The sequence below is a fragment of the Brevundimonas sp. 1080 genome (assembly GCF_040545985.1).
Classification (GTDB): domain Bacteria; phylum Pseudomonadota; class Alphaproteobacteria; order Caulobacterales; family Caulobacteraceae; genus Brevundimonas.
Genome location: NZ_JBEPMW010000003.1, coordinates 525,749 through 550,721 on the forward strand (window position 1 = coordinate 525,749; position 24,973 = coordinate 550,721).

Sequence of the window (24,973 nt, forward strand, 5' to 3'; positions counted from 1 at the left end):
CGCTTCTCAGACTACGGATGGCCTATGCAGGGTGATCGGCGCTTCGACGCTTTCAAAGCAAGGCTTCTCGCCGGTGCGGCCCTGGTCGCCTGCGCGCCCTTGGCGACGCCCGCATGGGCGCAAACCAACCCTCCAGCCGCAGCCGCGCCTTCCGACGGCCTGCCGCCTGAAGCGGTCTATGTCGATGCCGACAATGCGCGTCGCGAAGGCGACAACATCATCGTGAGCGGCACGCCCGAGAACCGCGCCTATGTTCGCACGCGCGGTCATGTGCTGCGCGGCGAGAACCTGTCCTATGATCTGAACGCCGGTTCGGCGACGGCCGAAGGCCGCGTGGAGGCCATCGCGCCCGACGGCACCGTGGTCTACGCCAGCCGTCTCGAGCTGGATGAAAACCTGGAGACCGGCGTCGCCGTGGATTTCGCCACGCGTCTGGCCAACGGCGCCAGTCTGATGGCCGCAACGGCTGTGCGTCGAAGCGAGAATGTCAGCGAGCTGAACTACGCCCGCTTCACCCCCTGCCCGATCTGCGACGACGGCGGTCCCAAGACGCCGACGATCTCGATCCAGGCGGAAAAGGTGACGCAGGACGAGCAGTTGCGCGCGATCCTGTATCGCAACGCCGTCTTCTATATCGGGCCGGTGCCGGTCTTCTACACGCCCTTCTTCGCCCACCCCGATCCCTCGGTGGAGCGGGCCTCGGGCTTCCTGGTGCCCATCGTCAACTATGACGAGGGTCGCGGCGTCTCCGTCGAGGTTCCCTATCTGCACGTCGTGTCGCCATCCGAGGACTGGCTGATCAGCCCGCAGATCAACACCAAGGTCGCGCCGCTGCTGAACCTGCAATGGCGGCGACGGTTCGCCAACGGCATGATCGTGGCCCGCGGCGGCTACACCTACGAGCGTGAGTTCGGCGACTTCGATCGGGACGGCGACGGCGATTTCGAAAGCAACGTCAAGTTCGGCGATCGCGAACATCGCAGCTATCTGCTGTCGCACGGCGAGTTCGATCCGGATGGCCCATGGCGGTTCGGCTTCACGGCCGAGCGCACCTCGGACAAGACGCTGTTCGATCGCTACGACGTGCGCTCTCCCTATCAGGACAACGGCCTCTATTACGGCGACCGCCGTCGTCTGATCAGCCAGATCTACGCGGAACATCAGACCGATCGGTCTTACGTTTCGGTCGCGGCCTTCTCGATCCAGAGCCTGCGCCTGAACCCGGCCTTCGCCGCGACGGACTTCCGTGACGCCAACGGCTTCAAGGTGTTCGAGGACGACGACACCCTGCCCTTCGTCGCCCCCTTGATCGATGCCCGCTGGGAGCCGCGCGAACTGGTCTTCGGCGGCCGGCTGCGCTTGAAGGGTTCAGCCGTTTCGCTCTACCGCGACGCTTTCGTCGGCGCGCCGATCCTGAACCCGGAGATCGTCCCGCCCGTCACGACAGGTCTGGCCGGCGTGGACAGCCGCCGCATCACAGGCCAAGTGGAATGGCGACGGGCGATCATCCTTCCTGTCGGCATGCGGGTGGAGCCGTTCGTCGATACGCGCGTCGATCTCTATTCCATGTCCGATCTGCCGCCGATGATGGGCGTCGACAGCGACGAAACGGTCAGTCGGTCCCGGTTCAGCGCGGGCGTGGACGTCACCTATCCCCTGATCAAACGCATCGCCGACGCCGACATCATCCTGGAGCCGGTGGGTCAGTTCTCGGTCTCCAACAAGGTCAGCCTAGACCGCCGTATTCCGATCGAGGACTCCCAGGTCCTGGAACTGGACGAGTCGTCCTTGTTCCGCATGGATCGCTTCTCCGGCTACGATCTGCTGGAAGGCGGCGCGCGCGTGACGGCGGGCGGTCGCGCCACCATCCGCTGGGCCGAAGGTCGTAAGGCCAGCCTGTTTGTCGGACGCAGCTATCGCTTCGACCAGCAAGACGACTTCCGTACGTCGATTCCCGACGATCCCGCGCGTCTCTATGACCCGACAGGTCTGGCCTCCGAGACCTCGGATTGGGTGGTCCAGGGCGACTTCTCGCCGTCGGATCGCATCCGCAGCTGGTTCCACGCCACGGTCGACGGTTCGGGCGAGGTGCGCCGCGCCGAAGCGGCGCTGGACGGTCGCTGGGGCCGCCGCAACCTCGCGACCGTCAGCTACATTCTGGATCAGTCGAACCCCGTCGACGGGCCGCTGAACCGCAACTACGAATTTGTCCAGCTGGCGGGTCAGCAGTTCGTCTTCCAGAACTGGGGCTTTACCGTCGCCGGCATCGCCGATCTGGACCAGAACGAGATCACGCGATCCGAAGTCGGGGTGCTGTTCGACGACGACTGCCTGCGGTTCGAACTGGGTTATCGGCGCGACAACACCCGCGCCCGGCCCGGCGGCCCGTCGGAAGGCATCTATGTGCGCCTAAACCTCGCCACTTTCGGAGGTTCAGGTTATGGACAGGGCGATATGCGTTGAGCATGACGCTTTACGGGGCGCGACCGCCTGCCGGCCTGGCTGGCGGACCGCTGTGAGGAATCAGGACGACCAATGGGTTTGATGCGTTATTCGACGGGGGCTGCGCTCGCGGCAGTCCTCCTCGCCGGTTCGGCCTATGCCCAGACGGCGCCCGCTCCGGTACAGACCCCCACGCCCGCGCAGGGCCCTGCGGCCGGCGCCCCGAATCCTGCGGCTGAAGAGGCGCCGACGACGGCGCGCGCCGAGCCTCAGTTTGAAATGGCCGACGGCATCGTCGCCACGGTCAACGACAAGATCATCACCGGCTTTGATCTGCGTCAGCGCATGCTGATGCTGATCGCCTCGTCCCAGGTCCAGCCAACCGAGCAGAACCTGCCCGCCATTCAGCAAGCCGCCCTGAACGCCCTGATCGAGGATCGCCTCAAGGATCAGGAGATGGCCAAGTTCGAGAGCCTGAAGGTCACGGACGAGGAAGTCGACGGCGAGATCGCCGAAATGGCCCGCGCCGCCGGCACGACGCCGCAGGCCTATATGCAGTTCCTGCAGCAGGGCGGCATCCAGCCCGCCGCCTTCCGCGACAACCTGCGCACCCAGATCGGCTGGAGCCAGCTGATCCCGGGCCGCTTCAACAGCCGCGCCCGCGCCAGCACCCTTCAGGTCGATCAGGAAGTCCGTCGTCTGAACGAGGCGGCGTCCAAGCCTCAGTTCCTGCTGGGGGAAATCTACATCGACGCCGCGCGCGTCGGCGGCGCGCAGGCGGCCCTGAACGGCGCCCGCCAGCTGGTGCAGCAGATCATCCAGGGCGCGCCGTTCCAGGCCGTCGCCCAGCAGTTCTCCGCCGCCCCCTCGGCCAGCGCCCGCGTCCCAGGCGATGCAGGCTGGGTGGTCAAGGATTCGCTCCAGCCGGCTGTGCAGTCAGTGTTGGAACAGCTCCAGCCGGGCCAGCTGTCGAACCCCATCGTCGTCGACGGCGGCGTCTATATCCTCTACCTGCGCGACAAGCGTGACGGCGCCTCGACCAGCCTGGTTTCGCTGAAACAGGTCATGGTCGAACTGCCTGAAACCGCGTCGGAGGCCGATGTCGCGGCCGCGACCGCCAAGCTGGAAGGCCTGCGCAACGGCCTGACCTGCGACAACATCATCTCCCAAGCCCGCGCGACGCAGGGCGTGTTGGGCGCTGATCTCGGTGAATCGGATGTCGCCAACCTGGCGCCCCAGTTCCAGCAGTTCGCCCGCACCGGCGAAATCGGTTCGGTCTCCACGCCGATCCGCACCCCGCTGGGCCTGCACCTGGTCGCCGTGTGCGGTCGTCGCGTCGGCGGGCCGGAAGCGCCGAACCGTCAGCAGGTCGAAAACCGTCTGCGCGCCCAGAACCTGGCCGTGCTGGAGCGCCGCTATCTGCGCGACCTGCGCAACGACGCCCTGATCGAGTTCAAATGACCCCAGCGGTCGCGCCTCTGGTTCTGACGCTGGGTGAACCCGCCGGCGTCGGGCCGGAGATCGTGGCCGCCGCCTGGAAAGCGTTGCGCACCGACCAGACGGCCTTTGCTGTGATCGGCGACGCGGCGCTGATGCGGACGCAGGGTGTTCCCGTGGCCGAGATCGGGGTTCCCGGCGACGCCGGCGGCCTGTTCGGATCCGCCCTTCCCGTCATCCATCGCCCCCTGCCCGCCCCGGTCGTGGTCGGGTCGCCCGACCCGGCCAATGCCTCGGCCGTCGCGGACGGCATCGAGGAGGCGGTCAGCTTCGCCCTGTCCGGCGAGGCGTCCGGCGTCGTCACCGCCCCGATCGCCAAGGCGCCGATGTACGCCTCGGGCTTCCGCTTTCCCGGCCATACCGAGTTCATCGCCGAACTGACGGCCGATGCGCCCTATGCCGGCACGCGCGGGCCGGTGATGATGCTGACGGCCCAGAATTTGCGCGCCTGTCTCGTCACCATTCACGTCGCCCTGGACCAGGTGCCGGAACTGGTCACGGCCGAGCGTGTCGCCCGCACCGCCCGCGTCGTCCACGAAAGTTTGAAACGCGACTTCGCCATCGCCCGACCGCGTCTGGCCATGGCGGCCCTCAATCCCCATGCGGGCGAAGGCGGCGCCCTGGGTCTGCAGGAACGCGACATCCTGATTCCCGTCGCCGAACAGCTTCGCGCCGAGGGCATCGACATCACCGACCCCCGACCGGCCGACACCCTGTTCCATGATCAGGCGCGCGCGACCTATGACGCCGCCATCTGCATGTATCACGATCAGGCCCTGATCCCGGTCAAGACGCTGGACTTCTGGGGCGGGGTCAACGTCTCCCTGGGCCTGCCCATCATCCGCACCTCGCCCGACCACGGCACCGGCTTCGACATCGCCGGCAAGGGCGTCGCGCGTCCTGACAGCCTGATCGCCGCCATTCGCCTGGCATCGGAGATGGCGGCGGCCCGCGCCGCGCGCTAACAGGGCGTGTGACCGACCTTCCCTCTCTCCGCGAAACCCTCGACGCCCACGGCCTTTCGGCCAAGAAAAGCTTTGGCCAGCATTTCCTGCTGGACCTGAACGTCACCCGCAAGATCGTGCGCCTCGCCGGTCCGTTCGACGGTCGCGCGGTGATCGAGGTCGGCCCCGGCCCCGGCGGCCTGACCCGCGCCCTGCTGGAATCCGACGCCGGCCCCGTGGTCCTGGTGGAAAAGGATCCGCGCTTCATTCCCTTGCTGACCGAATTGGACGACGGCTCCGGCCGCCTGACCATCGTGGAAGCCGATGCGCTGAAGGTGAAGGAGGCGGATCTGGTCTCGGGCCCGACCCATCTGGTGTCCAACCTGCCCTACAATGTCGGCACCCCCCTGCTGATCAAATGGCTGAGCGGCTCATGGCTGCCTAACAGCCTGACCCTGATGTTCCAGAGGGAGGTCGCCGAGCGCGTCGCCGCAGGCCCAGGCGAGGACGCTTACGGCCGTCTGGCGGTCATCGCCCAGGCCGTCTGCACCGCCCGCATCGTCATGCATCTTCCCGCCGCCGCCTTCACGCCGCCGCCCAAGGTGGCCTCGGCCGTCGTCCATCTGGTTCCGCTGGATGAGCGGCCGTCGCCGGAACGCCTGAAGAAGCTGGAACGCGTCACCGCCGCCGCCTTCGGCCAACGCCGCAAGATGCTGCGATCTAGTCTGAAACAACTGGGCGGCGCGGCTCTGTGCGAGGCCGCGGGCATTGAACCGGACGCCCGCGCCGAAACCATCGATGTTGCGGGCTTCCTGCGCCTGGCGGATGCCCTTCAATGACCGTCGAACCGTTCCGCGCCATCTCCGTCAGCCGCCTGGCGCACCAACTCAAGAGCGAAGGCCGCTCGATCATCCATATGGAGTTCGGCCAACCCTCCACAGGCGCGCCCGCCGCCGCTATCGCGCGAGCGCATCAGGTGCTGGACGCCGACGCGATGGGCTATTGGGAAAGTCCCGATCTGCGCGGCCGCATCGCGCGCCTGTACGACGAGCGTTACGGCGTCGCCGTCGATCCCAACCGCATTTTGCTGACCTGCGGCGCCTCTCCGGCCCTGGTGCTGGCCCTCAGCACCCTGTTCAAGCCCGGCGACCGGATCGCCCTGGCCCGGCCCGGTTACGTCGCCTATCGCAACACCCTGCGGGCCCTGCATCTTGAGCCGGTCGAAATCGCCTGCGGTCCCGACACCCGCTTCCAGCTCACCGCCGCCCAACTCAAGGCGCTGGATCCCGCCCCCGCCGGCGTAATCATCGCCAGCCCGGCCAATCCGACCGGCACCATCATCCCGGACGCCGAGCTGGCCGCCATCGCCGAGGTCTGCCGCGCGCGCAACATCGCCATCGTCTCGGACGAGATCTACCACGGCCTCAGCTATGTCGGCCCGACGCCCTCGATGCTGCAGTTTGCGCCTGACGCCGTAGTCATCAACAGCTTCTCGAAATACTGGAGCATGGCGGGCTGGCGCCTGGGCTGGCTGCTGGTTCCCGAGGACCGGATCGACGCCGCCCGCGCCTATATCGGCAACATGTTCCTGACGCCCCCCAGCCTCAGCCAGCATGCCGGTCTGGTCGCCATGGACGCGATCGATGAACTGGGGGGCCATATCCAGACCTACGCCCGCAACCGCCAGCTTATGCTGGACGCCTTGCCCGCACTGGGTCTGCGTAAGATCGCGCCCCCCGACGGTGCCTTCTACATCTGGGCGGACATCGGCCATCTGACGAACGACAGCGTGGCCTTCTGCGAGCAGTTGTTGTGCGACACCGGCGTCGCCACCGCGCCCGGCGTCGACTTCGACCCTGTCGAAGGCTGCCATTTCATCCGTTTCAGCTTCGCCGTCTCGACCCCCGAGATCGAAGACGCCTTGAGCCGCCTGCGGCCGTGGTTCGCAGCCTTGGCTTAAGCCGCCTTGGGCTGAACTGCAGCCGATGCCGCCCGGTGCAAGGCGTCGTAGAGCTTCTTCGGCTCCAGCGGCTTGGCCAGCCAGTCCGTCATACCGGCCGCATAGCAGGCCTGCACCTGTTCGGCCTCCGTGCCCGCGCTGAACCCGATCACCGGGGCGTCCGCATTGGGGCCGTCAGACGCGCGCAAGCGCCGTGTCGTCTCGTTGCCATCGATGCCCGGCATATTCACATCCATCAGCACCACGTCGAACGCCTTCTCCGACAGCAGCGCCAGCGCCAGATGGCCGTCCGAGGCCGTGGTCAGATCGACATCCAGCGGCTGAAGCACGAGCGAGATCGTGCGGCGGTTGATCTCGTGATCGTCCACGGCCAAGACGCGAAGCCGCCGGGCCAGAACGGGCGCCGCCGTCTCCTGCCCGTCCAAAGCCTGCGTCGGCCGACCCGCTGGCAGATCGACACATAGGGTGAAGGCCGCGCCCTGCCCCGGCGTGCTCTCGACCGTCAGGTCGCCGCCCATCAACCGCGCCAATTCCCGACTGACGGTCAGGCCCAAGCCCGTCCCGCCATAGGTGCGCGCCACCTCGGCGGACCCCTGCGCGAAGGGGGTGAACAGCCGGTTCATCGCGTCTGGCGCAATGCCGGCGCCCTGGTCGATGACGGTCAGGGTCAGACAGTGCTTCCCGTCCCCACGCGGCGCCGATGCTTCAAGACGGATCGCGCCCGACGGTGTGAACTTGATCGCGTTGGACACAAGGTTGTTGATGATCTGGCGCAGACGATAGGGGTCTCCGCGCAGCCACACCGCCTCGCTGTCCACGCCCGACATGTCCAGCCTCAGTCCCTTGTCCGCCGCCGGCGCCGCCCAGAACCGCACCGTATCGCGCATCAAATCGCCCAGCTCGAAGTCGCGGCTTTCCATCGCCATCGCCCCGGCCTCCATCTTGGAGTGGTCCAGCAGATCGTTCAGCATGCCGGTCATCAATCGTCCGGCGTCGATGATCAGGTCGGCCGTCTCCTGGCGGTGCTCCGGCGACTTGCCATCACGAATGACATGGGCGCCGGCCAGGATGGCGCTGACGGGCGTGCGCAGTTCGTGGCTGACGATCGCCGCCATCGCCGCGCGATCGGCCATGGCCGCCTGCGCCTGCTCCAGCCGCGTTTCCGCTTCCGCCCGGGATTTCACCTCGGCTTCGCGTGATCCGTGCACGCGCCAATAGATGTTCAGCACCATGCCGACGAACAGGATGGCGGACAGGGTCATGACCACGACCCCGCGGGTATCGCCCTGGATCACCTTGATCGCCGGCATCAAGGCCAGCGCCGCCAGATAAGGGCTGCCGCCGATGAAGAAAATCGTTCGTGAAGCGATGCCCGACGCGACATTGGTCAACAGACCGCCTGCCATCGTCAGGGCGGCGAGCGTCACAAGCGCCGGGTGATTGGTGGACCAGATCACCAAGGCCATGACGGCATAGGTCGTCGCCATCAAGGTGGTGGACGCCAGGGCGACAAACACGGACAGCGGGCTCTGCGACGCTTCGGCGCGTCTAAACGGCGCCATGGCCCACAGTTCGAATGCCTGAACCACAATCGCGGCCGCCAGCCACAGCGGAACCCATCGCAGCATCCCGGCTTCGGTCATCGCCCAACCGACCAGGGCGGCGAGCAGCAGCCTGACCGGGACCTGCTTGACCCTCTCCTTGGCGCTGCTGGCCAGAAGAGGCGCGATCGAATGAAGAAAGCCCATGATACCCCCGTTCACCGCCTGACGTTAGGTCAAGAGGGCGAACAGGTCGTAAACCTGCGATATCGCGCCGCTACGGAACATTCCCTATGGCCGCGTTTACCGTCCGAAATCTTCTGGGCGGTACAACAGCGTCAGTAGCGTAGCGTTGAGTACCCTACAGCGCCGCAGGTCCCCACGGCCTGTGGCGCTGTTTCTTTTAGACGGCTTCGTTCAGCAGGGCGGCCTTGTAGTCGCCGACCCACAGGTTCCTGAACCGGCGCGAACGCTCGGCGTGATAGATGTGGGCCAGTTCGGCGTAGGACCGGTCGAAATCCTCGTTCACCAGCACATAGTCGAAGGCGTCGCAGTGTTCGATCTCGCCCTTGGCGTTGGCCACACGGCGCTCGATCACGTCGTCGGCATCCTGTGAGCGGGTGACGAGACGACGACGCAGTTCTTCCAGGCTGGGCGGCAGGATGAAGACGCGCACGGCGTCCTCCGGGCATTTCTCGGCGACATCGCGTGCGCCCTGCCAGTCGATGTCGAACAGCACGTCGCGTCCCTCGGCCAGCGCCTTGTCCACCGGGCCGCGCGGGCTGCCATAGCGATTGCCGTGGACGTCCGCCCATTCCAGGAAGGCGTCCTCGTCGATCAGGCGCTGAAACTCGTCATGGCCGACGAAGTTGTAGTCGCGCCCATGCACCTCGCCCGGGCGGATGCCGCGCGTGGTCATGGAGACGGACAGCTCCAGCCCGCCATGATCGGCCATCAACCGGCGGCAAAGCGAGGTCTTGCCGGCACCCGAAGGACTGGCGACGATCAGGAGGACGCCCCGGCGGGGGCTGCGTTCATTCGACATTCTGGACCTGCTCACGCAACTGTTCGATGACGGCCTTGAGCTCCAGGCCGATTCCGGTGAGCGCGGTCGTAGCGGATTTCGAGCACAGCGTGTTGGCCTCACGCATGAATTCTTGCATCAGAAAGTCGAGTTTCCGCCCGGCGGGCGCCGAGGCCACAAGCTGACGCGCCGAGGCGACATGAGCGGTCAGCCGATCCAGCTCCTCGCGCACATCGGCCTTTGTCGCCAGAGCGGCGGCTTCCAGGAAGATTCGATCCTCAAGCCCCGGCGCATCGGGCGCCAGTTCGGAAATTCGGCGGGTGAAGCGATCACGGATGGCCTCGACCTGCGCGGTCGCCTCGCCTTCCGCCAGGGCGACCAGCGCCTCTATCCCAGCGATGAATTCGTCCAGCACCGGCGTCAGTTGCGCGCCCTCGTTCTGGCGTGACGCCTTAAGCGCATCCAGCGCCTCTTCGACCGTGCGGGTCATGGCCGCCTCGACCGCCGCCCGAGCCTCGGGATCGTCCGCCTCTTCGGGGGCCTCGATCACGCCGCGCAGGGCCAACAGGCCGTCGGCGGACGGCGGCGTTGCGCCGTCCTCGGCCAGTTCGTTCGCCAGCGTCAGATATCGCGCCAGCACGGCGGCGTTGATCGTGACCGCCGCCTCGCCGGCTTCGGCTCGCTTGGCCTGAACGCCGATGGTGACCTGGCCCCGCGCGAACCGCGCCTGGCCGGCCGCCTTGGCCGCGCGCTCCAGCCCGTCGAAACCGTTAGGCCCCCGAAACCGGACCTCCAGATTGCGCCCGTTGACCGAGCGCGCCTCGACCGACCACGTCCAGCCTTCGCCGGCCCCGTCGGCCCGGCCGAAGCCGGTCATGCCAGATAGGGTGCTCATCGGGGCCCCTGCGTCGCGCCGGCCGGAAGGGTGATCGTCGCCTGACCGTTCTCGACCGACGCGGCGGCCGGCTCGCTCGTCATCGGCGCTGCACTGGTTCCCGGCGTAACGGGCGGCGCCGCTTCCGGCGGCAAGCCCGCCTTCTGGCGCTCGATCTGACGCCACCGCGCGACGTTCTGCAGATGCTCGTCATAAGTCAGGGCGAAGGCGTGTCCGCCGGATCCATCGGCCACGAAGAACAGGGCCGGATCTGCCGGCGGGTTCAACACCGCCTTGACGGCCTCCTTGCCCGGATTGGCGATGGGCGTCGGCGGCAGCCCGTTGATCTGGTACGTGTTCCACGGCGTCGGGGCGAGCATCTCCGAGCGCCGGATGCCGCGTCCCAGCGGACGACCCTTGGTCACGCCGTAGACGATGGTCGGATCGCTCTCCAGCCGCATCCCCGCCCGCAGACGGTTCGAGAACACCGCAGCGACTCGGGGCCGTTCCGCCGCCAGCGCGGTCTCCTTCTCCACGATAGAGGCCAGGATCACCGCCTCCTCCGGCGTGCGCGCCACGGTCGCGGGCGACCTCTGGCTCCACAGCAGACGCAGGTTCTCGGTCGCCGCGCGCTGCATTCGGTCGATCACCGACTGGCGGGTGTCGCCGCGCGAAACCTCATAGGTGTCCGGCCAAAGACTGCCTTCCTCGGGTGTTTCGGCGACCGTCCCGGTCAGCACGGCCTCCTTGTTCAGGATGTCCACCGCCTGCAGCGACGACCAACCCTCCGGCAGGGTCACGAAATGGCGCACCACCCGCCCCTCGACCAGCAGGTTCAGCACCCCGGCCAGGGACGTACCGGACGGCACCTCGTATTCGCCGGCCCGCAGCCGACGATCCGCGCCGGTCAAGGTGGCCGCCGCACGGAACAGGTCCGTCGAACGGATCACCCCCGCCGCCTTCATCCGCGCGGCGATGGCCGAGACGCCCGATCCGCTCGGCAGGGTGACGACCGTCGTCTGGCCCTGCCGCGCGGTCGGCCCCGGCGCATAATAGACCGCCCAGACGGCGATCAGCGCCACCAGCAGGAACAGGCCGAAGGTCGCGGACGCGGTCAGCAACGAGACCGTAAAGCCCGACCGCCCGCTGGATTTCTCGACCCGCCCGCGCCCGAACATCTCAGTCGACCTTCTTGAAGATCACCGAGGCGTTGGTGCCCCCGAAGCCGAAGCTGTTGGACATGGCCACATCGATCTTCATCGGCTTGGCTTTGTTGGGGACCAGGTCGATGGGCGTTTCCATCTCGGGGTCGTCCAGATTGATCGTCGGCGGCGCGATCTGATCGCGGATCGCCAGCACGCAGAAGGCCGCCTCGATGGCGCCCGCCGCGCCCAGCAGGTGTCCAGTCATCGACTTGGTCGAGGAGACGGTCAGGTTCTGCGCGTGATCGCCGACCAATCCCTCGATCCCCTTCAACTCGATCCAGTCGGCCATGGTCGAGGTGCCGTGGGCGTTAACGTAGTCCAGGTCCGACGGCTGCAGACCGGCCCGCTTCAGCGCCGCCTTCATGGCCCGCACCCCGCCCTCGCCGTCCTCTGACGGGGCGGTGATGTGATAGGCGTCGCCGCTCATGCCGTAGCCCACGACCTCGGCGTAGATATTGGCCCCGCGCGCCTTGGCGTGTTCGTATTCTTCCAGCACCAGGATGCCGGCGCCTTCGCCCATGACGAAGCCCGCATGGCCACGGTCATAGGGGCGCGACGCCTTCTCGGGCGTGTCGTTATAGGCGGTGCACAGCGCCTTGCAGGCCAGGAAGCCCGCGATGCCGATCGGCACGATCGAGCTTTCGGCTCCGCCCGCCACCATCACGTCAGCGTCATCCAGCGCGATCATCCGGGCCGCATCGCCGATGGCGTGGGCGCCGGTGGCGCAGGCGGTCACCGCCGCATGGTTCGGCCCCTTCAGGCCGTGGCGGATCGAGATCTGGCCCCCGGCGAGGTTGATCAGAGCGCTGGGGATGAAGAAGGGGCTGACGCGACGCACGCCCTGTTCCTTCAGCACGATGGCCGTGTCGGCGATGGGGCCCAGGCCGCCGATGCCGGAGCCGACCATCACGCCGGTGCGCTCCTTGTCTTCGTCCGTCTCAGGCTTCCAGTTCGCATCCGCGAGAGCCTCGTCCGCCGCCGCAATGGCGTACAGGATGAAGTCGTCGACACGCTTGCGATCCTTGGCGGACATAATCTTGTCGGGGTCGAAGTCGCCTTCGCCGCCGCCGCCGCGTCCATCCACGCTCGGCACTTCGCCGGCGATGGTGCAGCCATAGCCCTCGGTGTCGAAGGCCGTGATCGGACCGATGCCCGATCGTCCCTCGACAATGCCCTTCCAGCTCTTCTCGACGCCCCAACCCAGGGGGGTCAGCAGACCGATGCCCGTAACGACGACGCGGCGCATGGTGCGTGCTCCCTTATCTCCAGCCCGACCCTTCGGAATCATCGCGGATTCGCGTGGGTCAGAAACAGTAAAGGCCGCCGGGCGTCTCCGCTAGGAGCGCCGGGCGGCCCTGTGAACCGTCAGCCTGTTCGGCCGATATCGGCGACTGAGATCAGCCGGCCGACTTTTCGTCGATGAACTTGACCGCATCGCCGACCGTCTGGATGTGCTCGGCGGCGTCATCCGGGATCTCGATGTCGAATTCTTCTTCGAAGGCCATCACCAGCTCGACGTTGTCGAGCGAGTCGGCGCCCAGGTCGTCGATGAAGCTGGCCTTTTCGGTGACCTTGTCCGGATCGGCGTCCAGATGGTCGATGACGATCTTGCGAACGCGCTCGAGGGTGTCGGACATGAGTGTCTCTCTGCCTGTTTGAAATCGCCGTAGAGGCGGGGGTAGCTCAGAAATCGCCGTCTCACGGCAACGTTGGCGACGCAAGCCCGAAGGCTGTGATCGACAACGCATCCCTGCCCTTTAGCACAGCCTTTCGGGCAGGAAATAGTCTGTTGCGTGACGTGATGACGATCAGATCATCGCCATGCCGCCGTTCACGTGCAGGGTCTGGCCCGTCACATAGGCGGCTTCGTCGGACGACAGATAGACGGCGGCGGCGGCGATCTCGTCGCCCGTGCCCAGCCGGCCCGCCGGAATCTTGGTCAGAATGGTCTCGCGCTGCTGATCGTTCAGCACGTCGGTCATGGGCGAGGCGATGAAGCCCGGCGCGATGCAGTTGACGGTGATGCCGCGCGAGCCGACCTCTTGGGCCAGCGACTTGGAAAAGCCGATCATCCCGGCCTTGGATGCCGAATAGTTGGTCTGGCCCGGGTTGCCGGTCACGCCGACCACCGAGGTGACGCCGATGATTCGCCCGGAACGGCGCTTCATCATGCCCTTCACCGCCGCGCGGGTCAGGCGGAAATAGCTTTCCAGATTGACGGTCAGGACGGACTGAAAGTCCTCGTCCTTCATCCGCATCAACAGGCCGTCCTTGGTGATGCCGGCGTTGGCGACCAGGATGTCCAGGGCTGAGCCCGCCGCCGTCTCGGCCGCAGCGACCAGATTGTCGACCGACTCTGGATCCGACAGATTCGCGGTGGCGAAATGCGCCCGCTCCCCCAGTTCCTTGGCCAGATCCGCCAGCACCGCCTCGCGCGTGCCCGACAGCACCACGGTCGCGCCCTGGGCGTGCAGCGCCCGCGCCACCGCCCCGCCGATCCCGCCCGTCGCGCCGGTCACCAGCGCGGTCTTGCCTGCAAGATTGAACATTTATGTCTCTCCGAAGTGGCGAGTGATTAGTGTCGAGTGACGAGGAAAAGCAACGAGGCGAGGCGAACGGCTCGCCACTCGTCACTCGCTACTCGCCACTCCCTTGGCGAACGCCTCCAGCTCTTCAGGCGTGTTCAGAGGCAGGGCCTCGGCGTCCGGTGCGATCCGCTTGGCCATGCCGGTCAGCACCTTGCCCGAGCCGATCTCGACGAAGCGGGTCACGCCGCCTTCGGTCCCCATCCACTCCATGCTCTCGCGCCAGCGCACCCGGCCAGTGACCTGCTCGACCAGCAGGCTGCGGATGACTTCCGGATCGCTCTCGGGCCGCGCCAGGACGTTCGCCACCACCGGCACGACCGGCGCGACGATCTTCGCCTCGGCCAGGGCGGCGGCCATCTCGTCGGCGGCCGGCTGCATCAGCGGACAGTGGAAGGGCGCCGAGACGTTCAGCGGGATGGCCCGCGCGCCCAGTTCCTTGGCCTTCTCGATGGCCCGGTCCACAGCGGCCTTCTCGCCCGAGATGACGATGTTGCCGTTGTTGTTGTCATTGGCGACCACACAGACGCCGACCTCCGACCCGGCCGCCGCGGCCGCTTCCGCCAGCGCGAGGTCGGTCTTGGGTCCGATCAGCGAGGCCATTGCGCCCTGCCCCACCGGAACCGCGCGCTGCATGGCCTGACCGCGCAGCTTCAGCAGCCGCGCCGTATCCGACAGCGAGATCGCGCCCGCCGCCGCCAGCGCCGAATATTCGCCAAGCGAGTGACCGGCGACATAGGCCGCGCTCGCCGCGTCAAAGCCGAACTCGGCCTTCAACGCCCGGATCGCCGCCACGGACACCGCCATCAGGGCGGGCTGGGCGTTCTCGGTCAGGGTCAGTTGATCTTCGGGGCCGTCGCGCATCAGCACCGACAGCTTCTGGCCCAGCGCCTCGTCCACCTCGGCGAAGACGTCGCGAGCGGATTGGAAGGCGTCGGCCAGTTGCGCGCCCATGCCGACGGCCTGGCTGCCCTGTCCCGGAAACAGAAGTGCGAGGGTCATCGACCGCTCCCTGAATCGTTCATCAAGGCGCGGACCCGTAAGCCCAGACTTACCCGAGGGCAAGCGAAGGTGATGCGCGCCTTTGCGTCCGATCGTGTCCACGACCACAGTGAGCCTGCTTTAAAAGCGCACCTAGCCTCGCCCGGCTTTTCCCAGCAGCCGATCACGCGCGGCGTTGACGCGCGTCGCCAGCCCTTCCGTGCCGCCCTGATCGGGATGGGCGCGGGCCATGGCGCGTTTCCATGCCGCGCGAATTTCAGCCTCGGTCGCAGCTGGCCCGACGCCCAGCACGGCGCGCGCATCAGCGTCGCTGATGGGTTCGGATCGAACGATCGGCCTCTGACGAGAGGACCAGGCCAGATAAAGCCCTGCCCCGGCCAGCGCCGCCGCCGTCAGCCAGGATCCACGAAACGCCGCCAGCGCGCCGCCCGCCAGCAGCACCGCGCCCAGCAAGGTCGCGGTCACGCGCCAGTGGGCGCGTCCGCATCGCTCGGTCTGCCGGCCCAGCCGCACTAGCGCCCAAACGGCGATCGCCGCCAGGGCCAGCCAGATCAACCCCATCAGGCGATCAGGCCGCCACGTCCAAAGGGCTGAGAACCTGCTCCAGGCCCATCGCCATCATCAGATTGCGCATCTCCTGGCGCGCAGCGACATGGGCCAGGGACACCGCGACCGGCCGGATGTCGTTCGACAGGTCCGCCACCGTCAGGCCGAAGGGGAACAGCTCGCGATAAATGACCCGGTCACGCAGGCCGGGACCGACGCGGAAGCCGACGCGCTTGGCCAGCTTGGCCATCCGTTCTTCCAGACGTTTGCGGTTGCGCGCCTCCGCGACGGCGAGGCGATTGGTGACCACCAACCAGTCGATCGTGGCGTGACGGCCCTGGGCGATGGCGCGCTGCTTGCGCGCTTCCCAGACGCTCTCGGAATAGATGGAGGGCTTCAGCAGCTCCAGGGTGACAGGATCAACGTCGCCCAACAGGTCGAAATCGACGAAGCTGTCGTTCATCGGCGTCACGATCTGATCGGCGCGGGCGTGGGCGGCGTTCGAAACGGCCGTGTCGCCGCCGGGCGTGTCGATCAGGATGCAATCGACGCCCCGCGCCGCCGCTTCGTCGAAGGCGCGCTCGAAGGTGGCGATCTGGTCGGCGACGTCCGCCTTGGCCAGGGCCTTGCCGTCGCCCATGTCGGGAATGAACGGCTGGGGCAGATCGTGCCCGTTCGCGGCCAGCCAGGCCAGACGATTGTGGAAGAAGCGCTGCATCGAACGCTGGCGCAGGTCCAGATCGATGATCGCCACCGAGCGCCCGGCGTGCAGCAGGCCGGTCACGATGTGGATGGCCAGGGTGGACTTGCCCGCCCCGCCCTTTTCGTTGCCGAGTACGATCACATGCGGCTGCGTCATTCGAGGGAATCCTCTGTGTCGACCGCGCGACTCAGACTGCGCGGTCCTAGGTCTCGCGAGACTCGGCCTCAACGGGCCAAACGTCAACGGAACCTTAACGCAGACCTGTGGACGGCGAACCGGGGTCGGTCAGCTGTTGCGCGCGCACCAGGCGTCGGCGACAGCGGCGGAGCGGCACACCGCAGCGGCCGTTTCGGTCGAGACCGGCCCGACCTTCAGCCGCGTCAGCCGACGGCCGTTGACCTCGACCTCCTGATAGATCGGCGACAATCCCGACAGGTCTGACGTGGCCTTCATCCGATCCCAAGCCTGACGCGCGCCGGCCGCACTGGAATAGGCGCCCAGTTGGATCGTTCTCCCGGTTTCAGGCGCCGCCGTGAGGCTTGCGGGACGCAACACGGGCGCCTGAACCCGCGAGATCGCCTCATCCGCAACGGCTTTCACGACCGCCGGCGAGGCAGCCCGAACGACCGCGTCGCGCAGCCCGGTATCCTCACCGACGGGGCGAAGGCCTGCCTGAACGTCTCGGGCGTCCCACATGGCGTGGGGATCCATGACGGCCACCTTGACCGGCGTGAAGCGCACAGGCCGCAATCCAGCCTTTTCAGCCACGGCATGCCGGGTTTCGCGATCGCGGGCCGATAGCGGAATGTCGATCGCCGCGACGTTCTCGGCCATCGCGCTGAACCGATGGGGATCGCTGTCCACCGCGCCACAGCCGGCGACGGCGAGGCTGCTGGCGAAGGCCAGGGCGATCAGAACTGGACGGGTCGCTTCTGCGGGCGTCATAAGCACGACCCTAGAGCCCAGACTTTGCGGTCTGGTGCATCAACAGGCTTAAGCGGAAAGGTTAATCGCTTCATCATGATAGACGCCGCCCCCCTCCCCGTCGTCCGCACCGTCGCCGACCTGCGGGCGATCGTCCGGGACTGGAAACGTCAAGGCCTGAGCGTCGGCATGGTTCCGACCATGGGCGCCCTGCATGAAGGCCATCTGACCCTGGTGCGCGAGGCCGCACGCCGCGCCGACCGCGTCGTCGCCTCCAACTTCGTCAATCCGACCCAGTTCGCGGCGCATGAGGATCTGGGCAAATATCCCCGCCAGCAGGAGGAAGACGCCCGCTTGCTGGCCGGCGCCGGCTGCCATCTGATGTTCGCGCCCTCAGCCGACGAGATGTATCCGGAAGGCTTTGCGACAACCGTCGCCGTCGCCGGCCCGGCGCTGGGTCTGGAAGGCGACTTCCGGCCGCAGATGTTCGGCGGGGTCGCCCTGGTCGTCACCAAGCTGTTCAACCAGGTCCAGCCCGATGTCGCGGTCTTCGGCGAGAAGGACTACCAACAGCTGATGGTCGTTCGTCAGTTCGTGCGCGACCTGGATCTGCCGGTCGAGATCGTCGGCGCGCCGACGGAGCGGGACGGCTGGGGCCTGGCCCTGTCGTCACGCAACGCCTACCTGTCCGAGACTGAGCTTGAGACGGCGCGCCGGCTGAACGGCATTCTGGCGGAAGCCGGCGTCCATGCTTCAGGCGGCCGCCCCCTGCCCGGCGTTGAGCGTGAAGCCTATGCCGCCCTGCTGAAAGCCGGGTTTGAGCGGGTCGATTACGTCGCCATCCGCCACGCCGAGGACCTTACGCCCTTCCGCAACGACATCGTCGACGCCCCCGCCCGCATCCTGGCCGCCGCCTGGCTGGGCAAGACGCGCCTGATCGACAATATGGCGGTCTGAAACGACAATGGCCGCATCCGTTCGCCGGATGCGGCCGTGTCAGATCAGCCGATCGCGCCGACGCAGCCCTCGGCGTCGCCTGGCGCCAGATCGGCGTCCGTCAGGGCGATGGTCCAGCCGTGATGCGTGTTCAGGCCCCAGCGCCGCGCGCCGCCGCCGTCGCCGGCGTCCCCACCCGCTGTGACCACCACGCGTCGGCCCTTGGGCAGAGCCGGCGGATCGATCTTCCCAACCGCCAGAGACGTCGGCGTCTCGCCGCCGTAGCCGTCGAACACGCTCAACATCGACCATTCGCGGCGCAGGCCCATCCACCAAGCGTCCTCGGTATTGATCGCCAGCACGGCGATCCCGTGGCCCTCGGCGGCGAAGGCCAGGGCCTTTTGCGGATCGCGCACGATCTTGATGTCGGCGGCGGCGCCGAAACGCAGGCGCGCGCCGTCATAGGCGCGGGTCGGTTCGATCGGGGCCCAGACCTGCACCTGAAGGCGGCCCTGGCGCGCCAGGCCCCATCCGACGATCTCGCGCCACAGATGTTCAACCGCCTCGGCGTTCTCGGGCTTGGCCTGCTTGAGCATGCGCGAGAGGACGGTTTGTTCGCGATCGGGACGCAGCTTGGTGTGCGGTCCCGTGGGCGCGTCCTTGGCCCGGCCGACGGTGGCGGCGATGGCCAGGCGTTGCTCGAACAGGGCCAGGATCTGGTCGTCGATGCCGTCGATTTCGGCGCGCAGGGCGGCCAGCGCCTGCTGTTCGGGTGTCAGGTCGGCCATGTCAGGCCAGACTTGCTGAAGGTTGGAATGGGGCATGGGATAGGGCTTTCGGAATTCTGAGATTCGATATGTGCAGGGGCGAACAGCCGCTCTGGTCCAGAGCGGTCGCCGGTGAAGCAGTCAGGGACGGAGTGCGCCCGACGCCTCAGCCGGCGTATCGAAAGCCGTAAAAGCCGTAGCCGAAATAGAGGCCGGAAACCGCGCGCGAACGGTCGAAAGAAACAGAAAGAGCGCGCAGGCGGGACATGGTCCGGTTCCGGTCTATGCGGATCGTGTTGCGATCCGTGGGTGTCTTAAGGACGCAAAGACCGTGCGCCGTCAAGCCTCAGGCAAGCTCAACAGGACAAAACGCGTCTGATTATCGCCGGAATCCTGCAAGTCGTTGCGCAGGATCGACAGACCATACACCTCAGCGGCGCCGCCCGGGGCGATGGCCGCCCGTGTCGGGTCACCCGCTTCGGCGACATCGCGCGCCGCGCCTGCGGTATCGAAATGCTCTACAACCTCGACATTCAAACCGGCCAGCGTGTCCTTGCATTGGGCCAGGGCGATGGGGTGGCTCTCGACCGTGCGGATATCGGACAGACGCGCGCCGTCGATCGCCATCAGCGCATGACGGATCGGCCGCCAGACCTGGGCGACGGGCTCCACGCCAAGCGCACCGACCAGCGTCGCCGCCGGTTCGACCACGCCGATGGTCGAGTTCTCGACCGGTATCAGGGCGCAACCGCAGTCGCCGGCGCGCAGCGCATCCAGGGCCTGGGCGAAGGTTTCGAACGCCACAGCCTCGTCCCACGGACGCAAGGCCAGACAAGCCTCATGGCTGAACGATCCGGGCGCGCCCTGATAGGCGACCCGGCCGGGCTTTTCCTCAGTTGGAGCCGCTACTTGCATCGATCACTCCCTCGGTCTCGGATCGATCTGGCGCTGCCTCGGTGGCGTCACCATGACCGGATCGGCCTGCATTTGGGGCGCTGACGACGGCTAGGCCGCCGCCGACTGCGCCACCCGCCCGGCCTTCAGCCGCTCCGCGACCAGGAAGGCCAGCTCCAGCGCCTGGTCCGCGTTCAGGCGCGGATCGCAGTGGGTGTGGTAGCGATTGGACAGATCGTCCTCGGTCACCGCCTGGGCGCCGCCGATGCATTCGGTGACGTTCTGGCCGGTCATTTCCAGGTGGACGCCGCCGGGGTGGACGCCTTCCGCCTCGGCCACATCGATGAAGGTCCGGACTTCGCCCAGGATGCGGTCGAACGGCCGGGTCTTGTAGCCGTTGCCGGCCTTGAGCGTATTGCCGTGCATAGGGTCGATGGACCAGATGACCTTGCGGCCCGAAGCTTTCACTTCGCGCATCAGCTTGGGCAGGCGCTCGCCCACCTTGTCGTGACCGAAGCGTCCGATCAGCGTGAGACGACCGGAGACATTGTCCGGGTTCAGGGCGTCGATCAGGGGCAGCAGATCGTCGGCCGTCATGGTCGGTCCGCACTTCACGCCGATGGGGTTCTTGATCCCCTTCATGAACTCGACGTGGGCGCCGTCCAGCTGACGCGTGCGCTCGCCGATCCAAAGCATATGGGCCGAGGTGTCGAACCATTCGCCCGAACCGCCATCCAGACGCGTCAGGGCGCTTTCGACGTTCAGCAGCAGGGCCTCGTGGCTGGTGAAGACCTCGACCCGGCTGAGGTCCGGATGCGTCTCGGGCGTGACGCCGACCGCCTCCATGAAGGCCAGGGCCTCGGTGATCTTGTCGGCCAACTCGCGGTACTGGGCGCCGGCGGCGTTGTCGCCAGCGAAGCCCAGGGTCCAGCGATGGATGTTGTACAGATCGGCATAGCCGCCGCCGGCGAAGGCACGCAGCAGGTTCAGCGTCGAGGCCGACTGGTTGTAGGCGCGGATCAGACGCTGCGGATCGGGCGCGCGCTCCTCCGGCGTGAAGCCCATGCCGTTGATGATGTCGCCGCGATAGCTGGGCAGTTCAACGCCGTCGATCTCTTCCAAGGGCGACGAGCGGGGCTTGGCGAACTGGCCCGCGATCCGCCCCACCTTCACCACCGGCTTGCGCCCGGCGAAGGTCAGGACGACCGCCATCTGCAGGATCAGGCGGAAGGTGTCGCGGATATTGTCGGTCGAGAACTCCTTGAAGCTCTCGGCGCAGTCGCCGCCCTGAAGCAGGAAGGCATCACCCCGCTCGACCTGCGCCAGCTTCGACGTCAGGCGCCGCGCTTCGCCGGCGAAGACCAGCGGCGGCAAGGCGCGCAGCTCGTCTTCCACCCGCGTTAGGGCGGCAGGATCCGGATAGTCCGCCGGCATGTGCAGGGCGGTCTTGGTTCTCCAGCTTTCGGGGGTCCAGCGTGTCATCGCGCAAGAATAGGACTTCACGCCTATTCAAACAACGAAAAGGCAGGCGGATTTTGCCGCGAAATGTCAGTCTTCCGAAGAAGGCGACTTTTCCGCCGCAGCTTCGGCCTTGCGTTCAGCCTTCGCCGCCGCCTTCTCGGCCGCCTTCAGCGCTGCGGCGCGCTCACGTTCCTGACGCTCAAAGCTGTAGTTGGGTTTGCGAGCCATCGGCGTCCTCGTCTGATCTCGTGTTCTGGCGGTGAAGGTGGAGATGCAGGGAGCCGGACGCAATCGCCAAATCCGGCACCCTGCAAAAGCCGCTCACAGCAATCTTTCCTTGCGCGTCAGAATCTTGGCGGCGGCGTCGAAGGCGATGAACAGGCGGGCTAGAAGAGTCATGGGCTCTGAACGCTTGGCCCTGTTCGATGTTCAGTCCCGCGAACCTTCGTCGCACCCGAAAGGCAGGCGCCCATGTCGACCCAATCCATCCTCCTCGGCGGTGTCGAAGCCGGCGGCACCAAGTTCATCTGCGGCGTCGCCGCCGCCGACGGCGTGATCATCGACCAGATCCGTATTCCGACGACGTCGCCCGACGAGACGCTGGATGCGGTCGCGGCTTTCTTTGTCGACGCTCAGTCCAAGCACGGCCAGCTTTCTGCTCTGGCGATCGTCAGTTTCGGCCCTCTGTCGTTGAAGCCCGACGCGCCGGATTTCGGAGCCATCACCAGCACGCCCAAGCCCGGCTGGAGCGACGTCAACCTGTTGGCCCGTCTGCGCCGGCGCCTCGATGTTCCTATGACGCTGGACACCGATGTGAACGGCGCGGCCGTGGGCGAACGCCTGTTCGGCAGCGGGCAAGGACTGGAGAGCTTCTGCTACGTCACGGTCGGCACGGGCGTGGGGGTCGGGGTGATGATCGACGGCGCGCCGCATGGCGGGGCGAACCATCCCGAAGCCGGTCATATCCGGCTGCCCCGCGCCAAGGGCGACGAGACGTTCTCGGGCGTCTGTCCCTTCCATGGCGACTGCCTGGAAGGCCTGGCGAGCGGGCCGGCGCTGAAGGCGCGCTGGGGCGCGGCCGCCGAGACGTTTTCTGACGATCATACGGCCTGGCCGATGGCGGCGGAGTATATCGCCGGTCTGTGCACCAACCTGACCTACACGCTGCGGCCCGAGCGAATCATCATCGGCGGCGGCGTAATGCAGCCGCGCATGTACGATCGGGTCAGACAGGCGCTGATGAGACAGCTCGGCGGCTATGACGCCAGCCTGAAAGGTCTGGACATGCAGACCTACATCGCGGCGCCGAGCGCGGGCGTGTCCGCCGGCCTGATCGGCGCATTGGCCCTCGCCTACCGTTCCGTCACGGGCGCGTGGCCCAAGGACTGGGGCACGCAAGGCCGGGATTAAATTGAAGTGGAGATGGTGGACGCGACAGGGATTGAACCTGTGACCCCCTCGGTGTGAACGAGGTGCTCTCCCGCTGAGCTACGCGTCCTTGCCTTGCGGAGGCGGCGACATAGCCCGGTCGCCGGCCCCGCGCAAGCGCCTGTTTCAGATTCCGGCGGCGCGAACGCCTTCGGGCGTATTGGCTTCCGGGTCGCCCGGCAGCCAGGCGACGTGACCGTTGTAGATGTCCTGGTTGAGGATGCCCTCTTCCTTGGCGACCAGCACCGGCACCAGCATCTGTCCGGTGACGTTGGTCGCGGTGCGCATCATGTCGATGATCCGGTCGATGGCGACGATATAGCCGATGCCTTCCAGCGGCAGGCCGGCGGTCGACAGGGTCAGGGTCAGCATGACGATGCTGGTGCCCGGCACGCCGGCCGTCCCCAGTGATCCGAGCACCGCCGTCAGGCCGATGAGGACGTATTGGGTCAGCGTCAGATCGATCTTGAAATACTGGGCGATGAAGATCGAGGCGATAGCTGGATAGATGGCCCCGCACCCGTCCATCTTCACATTGGCCCCCAGGGGCACGGCGAAGGCGGCGTAGGCCTGGGGCACGCCCAGCCGTTCGACCGTCTGGCGCAGTGTGATCGGCAACGTCCCCAGCGAGGATGAGGTCGCAAATGCGGTCTGCTGGGCCGCGAAGGCGCCGCGGAAGAAGCTGGTCACCTTCAGGCCATGCACCTTCAGCAGGCCCGAATAGACGATCAGGATGTGGAACAGGCAGGCGGCGTAAATGGCCAGGATGAACTTCACCAGAGGCAGCAGCGCCTCCCAGCCGTAGCCGCCGACGACCGATCCGATCAGACCGAACACGCCGATAGGCGTCAGCTGGATCACCCAGCGGGTGATACGGAAGATGATGGCCGCACCCTCATCCACCAGACGCCGAACGCCCTGCGCCCGGTCGCCCAGCGCCACCAGGGCCATGCCGACCAGGGCCGAGAAGAAGATGATCTGAAGCACCTTGCCTTCGGCCAGGGCCGCGAACGGATTGGTCGGCACGACGCCGATCAAGACTTCCAGCGGCGTCGGGATTACGCGCTCTTTCACCTCGCCCAGCGGCAGGTTGGACAGGCCGACGCCCGGATTGATGATGTGACCGAAGGCGAAACCGACCAGCACAGCTAGCAGCGACGTGATGGCGAACCAGAGGATGGTCCGCACCCCCAACCGCACGGCCCCCGCCCCTTCCCCCAGCTTGGCGATGGAACTGGCGATGGTGAACAGCACCAGCGGCGCCACCACCATGCGGATCAGGTTCAGATAAACGTCGCCGATCGGCTGAAGCCAGGTCTCGGCGCGCTCGCGCAGGATCAGCCCGGCGATGATGCCGAGGATGAAGCCGGCGGCGGTCCGCTGCCACAGCGGGATCTTGAAAAAGCGAGCGAGCATGACGGCACTTTCAACAGGGGTGCGCCAATCTGTCCATCGCCATGCCGATCCGCAACCGCAGCAGCGATCATTCAGCCGACAGATTTCCTGTCGGCTGGCTTCAGAATTTCAGCGCCCGCCGCACGTAGAAGTCGGAAAGGAGGCCGTCGATCGCCTCTTCGACGTCCTCGAAAGCGTCGATCAGCACGTCCCCGCCCAGGTCTTCGACGGGCGTCGGCGTAAAGCCGAAGGTCGTCAGAATGCAGGGCATGCCGGCGTCTCTCGCGGCATCCGCGTCCGGCGCGGCGTCTCCCACCATGATGGCCCGTTCGGGATCGCCGCCTGCGATGGCGACAGCCTCCTTCAGATGGGCGCCTGAGGGCTTGCGCGCGCTGACCCGATCTGGGCCGACGATGGCGGCGAAATGGCGGGTCAGGTCCAGCTTGCCCAACAACAGCTCCGACAGGTCCGAACGCTTGTTGGTGGCCACGACCAGGATAGCGCCCCGCTCGCTGAGCCGCTCCAGCGTCTCGACCACGCCCTCGAAGGGCTGCGAGCCGTCGGCGATATGGACGGCGTAATCGACCAGGAACCGCTCGAACAGTTCGTCGGACTTGGCCCGCTCGACCGGCGCGCCGGCGGCTTCGAAGCCGTGCACCAGCAGCGCCCGCGCGCCCGATCCGATCAGGGTCGAGGCGGACTCCATCGGCACGGGCGGCAGCCCCTCCTCGACCAGCATCCGGTTCAGCGTGCCGATCAGGTCCGGGGCGGAATCGACCAGCGTGCCGTCAAGGTCGAAGGCGATGGTCCAGCCTTCCAGGTCGCGATCGCTCATCCACATCTCC

General features: G+C 66.9%; 24 protein-coding genes and 1 tRNA gene. 7 read left to right on the forward strand and 18 right to left on the reverse strand.

Going from position 1 to position 24,973, the window contains the following annotated elements; translation table 11 throughout:
* The first annotated feature begins 24 nt into the window (after nucleotides 1-24).
* The 5 genes from ABIC32_RS13200 to ABIC32_RS13220 all read left to right on the forward strand — a co-directional run bounded on the left by ABIC32_RS13200 (nucleotide 25) and on the right by ABIC32_RS13220 (nucleotide 6,843).
* A complete protein-coding gene (locus tag ABIC32_RS13200; protein ID WP_354074476.1) occupies nucleotides 25-2,463 on the forward strand; it encodes an LPS-assembly protein LptD in 2,439 nt (812 codons plus the stop codon).
* Nucleotides 2,464-2,535: 72 nt separating this feature from the next.
* Nucleotides 2,536-3,903 carry a peptidylprolyl isomerase gene (locus ABIC32_RS13205; protein ID WP_354074477.1) on the forward strand — a complete coding sequence of 456 codons (1,368 nt, stop codon included), beginning with the start codon at nucleotides 2,536-2,538 and terminating at the stop codon, nucleotides 3,901-3,903.
* Nucleotides 3,900-4,904 (forward strand): 4-hydroxythreonine-4-phosphate dehydrogenase PdxA, encoded by a 1,005-nt coding sequence (gene pdxA / locus ABIC32_RS13210; RefSeq protein WP_354074478.1) that lies wholly within the window; start codon nucleotides 3,900-3,902, stop codon nucleotides 4,902-4,904. The genes ABIC32_RS13205 and pdxA overlap by 4 nt, the downstream gene beginning before the upstream one ends.
* A gap of 8 nt (nucleotides 4,905-4,912) precedes the next feature.
* Complete coding sequence (rsmA, locus tag ABIC32_RS13215; RefSeq protein ID WP_354074479.1) at nucleotides 4,913-5,722, forward strand: 16S rRNA (adenine(1518)-N(6)/adenine(1519)-N(6))-dimethyltransferase RsmA; 810 nt, start codon at nucleotides 4,913-4,915, stop codon at nucleotides 5,720-5,722.
* Nucleotides 5,719-6,843, forward strand: coding sequence for a pyridoxal phosphate-dependent aminotransferase (locus tag ABIC32_RS13220; protein ID WP_354074480.1), 1,125 nt, complete (start codon nucleotides 5,719-5,721; stop codon nucleotides 6,841-6,843). Before rsmA ends, ABIC32_RS13220 begins: the two co-directional genes overlap by 4 nt.
* Here the strand turns inward: ABIC32_RS13220 and ABIC32_RS13225 are convergent.
* From ABIC32_RS13225 to ABIC32_RS13275, 11 genes are all read right to left on the reverse strand, one after another.
* Nucleotides 6,840-8,591: an ATP-binding protein gene (locus tag ABIC32_RS13225; RefSeq protein WP_354074481.1), complete on the reverse strand. Its 1,752-nt coding sequence runs from the start codon at nucleotides 8,589-8,591 to the stop codon at nucleotides 6,840-6,842. The genes ABIC32_RS13220 and ABIC32_RS13225 overlap by 4 nt on opposite strands.
* Before the next feature lie 196 nt (nucleotides 8,592-8,787).
* Nucleotides 8,788-9,429: a guanylate kinase gene (gmk, locus tag ABIC32_RS13230; RefSeq protein ID WP_039247959.1), complete on the reverse strand. Its 642-nt coding sequence runs from the start codon at nucleotides 9,427-9,429 to the stop codon at nucleotides 8,788-8,790.
* Nucleotides 9,419-10,303, reverse strand: coding sequence for a YicC/YloC family endoribonuclease (locus ABIC32_RS13235; protein ID WP_295184666.1), 885 nt, complete (start codon nucleotides 10,301-10,303; stop codon nucleotides 9,419-9,421). The genes gmk and ABIC32_RS13235 overlap by 11 nt, the downstream gene beginning before the upstream one ends.
* A complete protein-coding gene (mltG, locus tag ABIC32_RS13240) occupies nucleotides 10,300-11,460 on the reverse strand; it encodes an endolytic transglycosylase MltG (protein WP_354074482.1) in 1,161 nt (386 codons plus the stop codon). The genes ABIC32_RS13235 and mltG overlap by 4 nt, the downstream gene beginning before the upstream one ends.
* Before the next feature lies 1 nt (nucleotide 11,461).
* A complete protein-coding gene (gene fabF, locus ABIC32_RS13245) occupies nucleotides 11,462-12,733 on the reverse strand; it encodes a beta-ketoacyl-ACP synthase II (RefSeq protein WP_354074483.1) in 1,272 nt (423 codons plus the stop codon).
* Between the two features lie 151 nt (nucleotides 12,734-12,884).
* Nucleotides 12,885-13,124, reverse strand: coding sequence for an acyl carrier protein (locus ABIC32_RS13250; protein WP_008264317.1), 240 nt, complete (start codon nucleotides 13,122-13,124; stop codon nucleotides 12,885-12,887).
* A 171-nt stretch (nucleotides 13,125-13,295) separates the two neighbouring features.
* Nucleotides 13,296-14,036 (reverse strand): 3-oxoacyl-[acyl-carrier-protein] reductase, encoded by a 741-nt coding sequence (gene fabG / locus ABIC32_RS13255; RefSeq protein WP_295173625.1) that lies wholly within the window; start codon nucleotides 14,034-14,036, stop codon nucleotides 13,296-13,298.
* Nucleotides 14,037-14,117: 81 nt separating this feature from the next.
* On the reverse strand, nucleotides 14,118-15,074 hold the full coding sequence (gene fabD, locus ABIC32_RS13260) for an ACP S-malonyltransferase (RefSeq protein WP_354074484.1): 957 nt from the start codon (nucleotides 15,072-15,074) through the stop codon (nucleotides 14,118-14,120).
* A gap of 132 nt (nucleotides 15,075-15,206) precedes the next feature.
* Entirely contained in the window at nucleotides 15,207-15,635 is a 429-nt protein-coding gene (locus tag ABIC32_RS13265) for a J domain-containing protein (RefSeq protein WP_354074485.1), read from the reverse strand.
* 7 nt (nucleotides 15,636-15,642) lie between these two features.
* Nucleotides 15,643-16,479, reverse strand: coding sequence for a division plane positioning ATPase MipZ (locus tag ABIC32_RS13270; protein WP_354074486.1), 837 nt, complete (start codon nucleotides 16,477-16,479; stop codon nucleotides 15,643-15,645).
* A 129-nt stretch (nucleotides 16,480-16,608) separates the two neighbouring features.
* Nucleotides 16,609-17,268: an SPOR domain-containing protein gene (locus tag ABIC32_RS13275; protein WP_354074487.1), complete on the reverse strand. Its 660-nt coding sequence runs from the start codon at nucleotides 17,266-17,268 to the stop codon at nucleotides 16,609-16,611.
* 75 nt (nucleotides 17,269-17,343) lie between these two features.
* On the opposite strand from ABIC32_RS13275, the gene panC reads away from it, so the two are divergent.
* On the forward strand, nucleotides 17,344-18,204 hold the full coding sequence (panC, locus tag ABIC32_RS13280) for a pantoate--beta-alanine ligase (RefSeq protein WP_354074488.1): 861 nt from the start codon (nucleotides 17,344-17,346) through the stop codon (nucleotides 18,202-18,204).
* A gap of 44 nt (nucleotides 18,205-18,248) precedes the next feature.
* Here the strand turns inward: panC and ABIC32_RS13285 are convergent, their stop codons facing one another.
* From ABIC32_RS13285 to ABIC32_RS13300, 4 genes are all read right to left on the reverse strand, one after another.
* Nucleotides 18,249-19,007, reverse strand: a complete 759-nt coding sequence (locus ABIC32_RS13285) for a chorismate mutase (RefSeq protein WP_354074489.1) — start codon at nucleotides 19,005-19,007, stop codon at nucleotides 18,249-18,251.
* A gap of 282 nt (nucleotides 19,008-19,289) precedes the next feature.
* The gene (locus ABIC32_RS13290) at nucleotides 19,290-19,865 is read right to left on the reverse strand and encodes a prephenate dehydratase domain-containing protein (protein ID WP_354074490.1); all 576 of its coding nucleotides are present in this window, start codon (nucleotides 19,863-19,865) and stop codon (nucleotides 19,290-19,292) included.
* 90 nt (nucleotides 19,866-19,955) lie between these two features.
* On the reverse strand, nucleotides 19,956-21,326 hold the full coding sequence (locus tag ABIC32_RS13295; RefSeq protein WP_295217955.1) for a class II 3-deoxy-7-phosphoheptulonate synthase: 1,371 nt from the start codon (nucleotides 21,324-21,326) through the stop codon (nucleotides 19,956-19,958).
* A 66-nt stretch (nucleotides 21,327-21,392) separates the two neighbouring features.
* Nucleotides 21,393-21,533, reverse strand: a complete 141-nt coding sequence (locus ABIC32_RS13300) for a hypothetical protein (RefSeq protein WP_165116349.1) — start codon at nucleotides 21,531-21,533, stop codon at nucleotides 21,393-21,395.
* Nucleotides 21,534-21,776: 243 nt separating this feature from the next.
* Between ABIC32_RS13300 and ABIC32_RS13305 the strand changes: the two genes are divergently transcribed.
* On the forward strand, nucleotides 21,777-22,715 hold the full coding sequence (locus ABIC32_RS13305) for an ROK family protein (RefSeq protein WP_354074491.1): 939 nt from the start codon (nucleotides 21,777-21,779) through the stop codon (nucleotides 22,713-22,715).
* Between the two features lie 13 nt (nucleotides 22,716-22,728).
* Here ABIC32_RS13305 and ABIC32_RS13310 read toward each other — a convergent pair.
* The 3 genes from ABIC32_RS13310 to ABIC32_RS13320 all read right to left on the reverse strand — a co-directional run bounded on the left by ABIC32_RS13310 (nucleotide 22,729) and on the right by ABIC32_RS13320 (nucleotide 24,963).
* Nucleotides 22,729-22,803 (reverse strand) — tRNA-Val (locus ABIC32_RS13310).
* A gap of 56 nt (nucleotides 22,804-22,859) precedes the next feature.
* Nucleotides 22,860-24,149 carry a dicarboxylate/amino acid:cation symporter gene (locus tag ABIC32_RS13315; RefSeq protein ID WP_354074492.1) on the reverse strand — a complete coding sequence of 430 codons (1,290 nt, stop codon included), beginning with the start codon at nucleotides 24,147-24,149 and terminating at the stop codon, nucleotides 22,860-22,862.
* Between the two features lie 100 nt (nucleotides 24,150-24,249).
* On the reverse strand, nucleotides 24,250-24,963 hold the full coding sequence (locus ABIC32_RS13320) for an HAD-IA family hydrolase (RefSeq protein WP_354074493.1): 714 nt from the start codon (nucleotides 24,961-24,963) through the stop codon (nucleotides 24,250-24,252).
* Nucleotides 24,964-24,973: the final 10 nt, after the last annotated feature.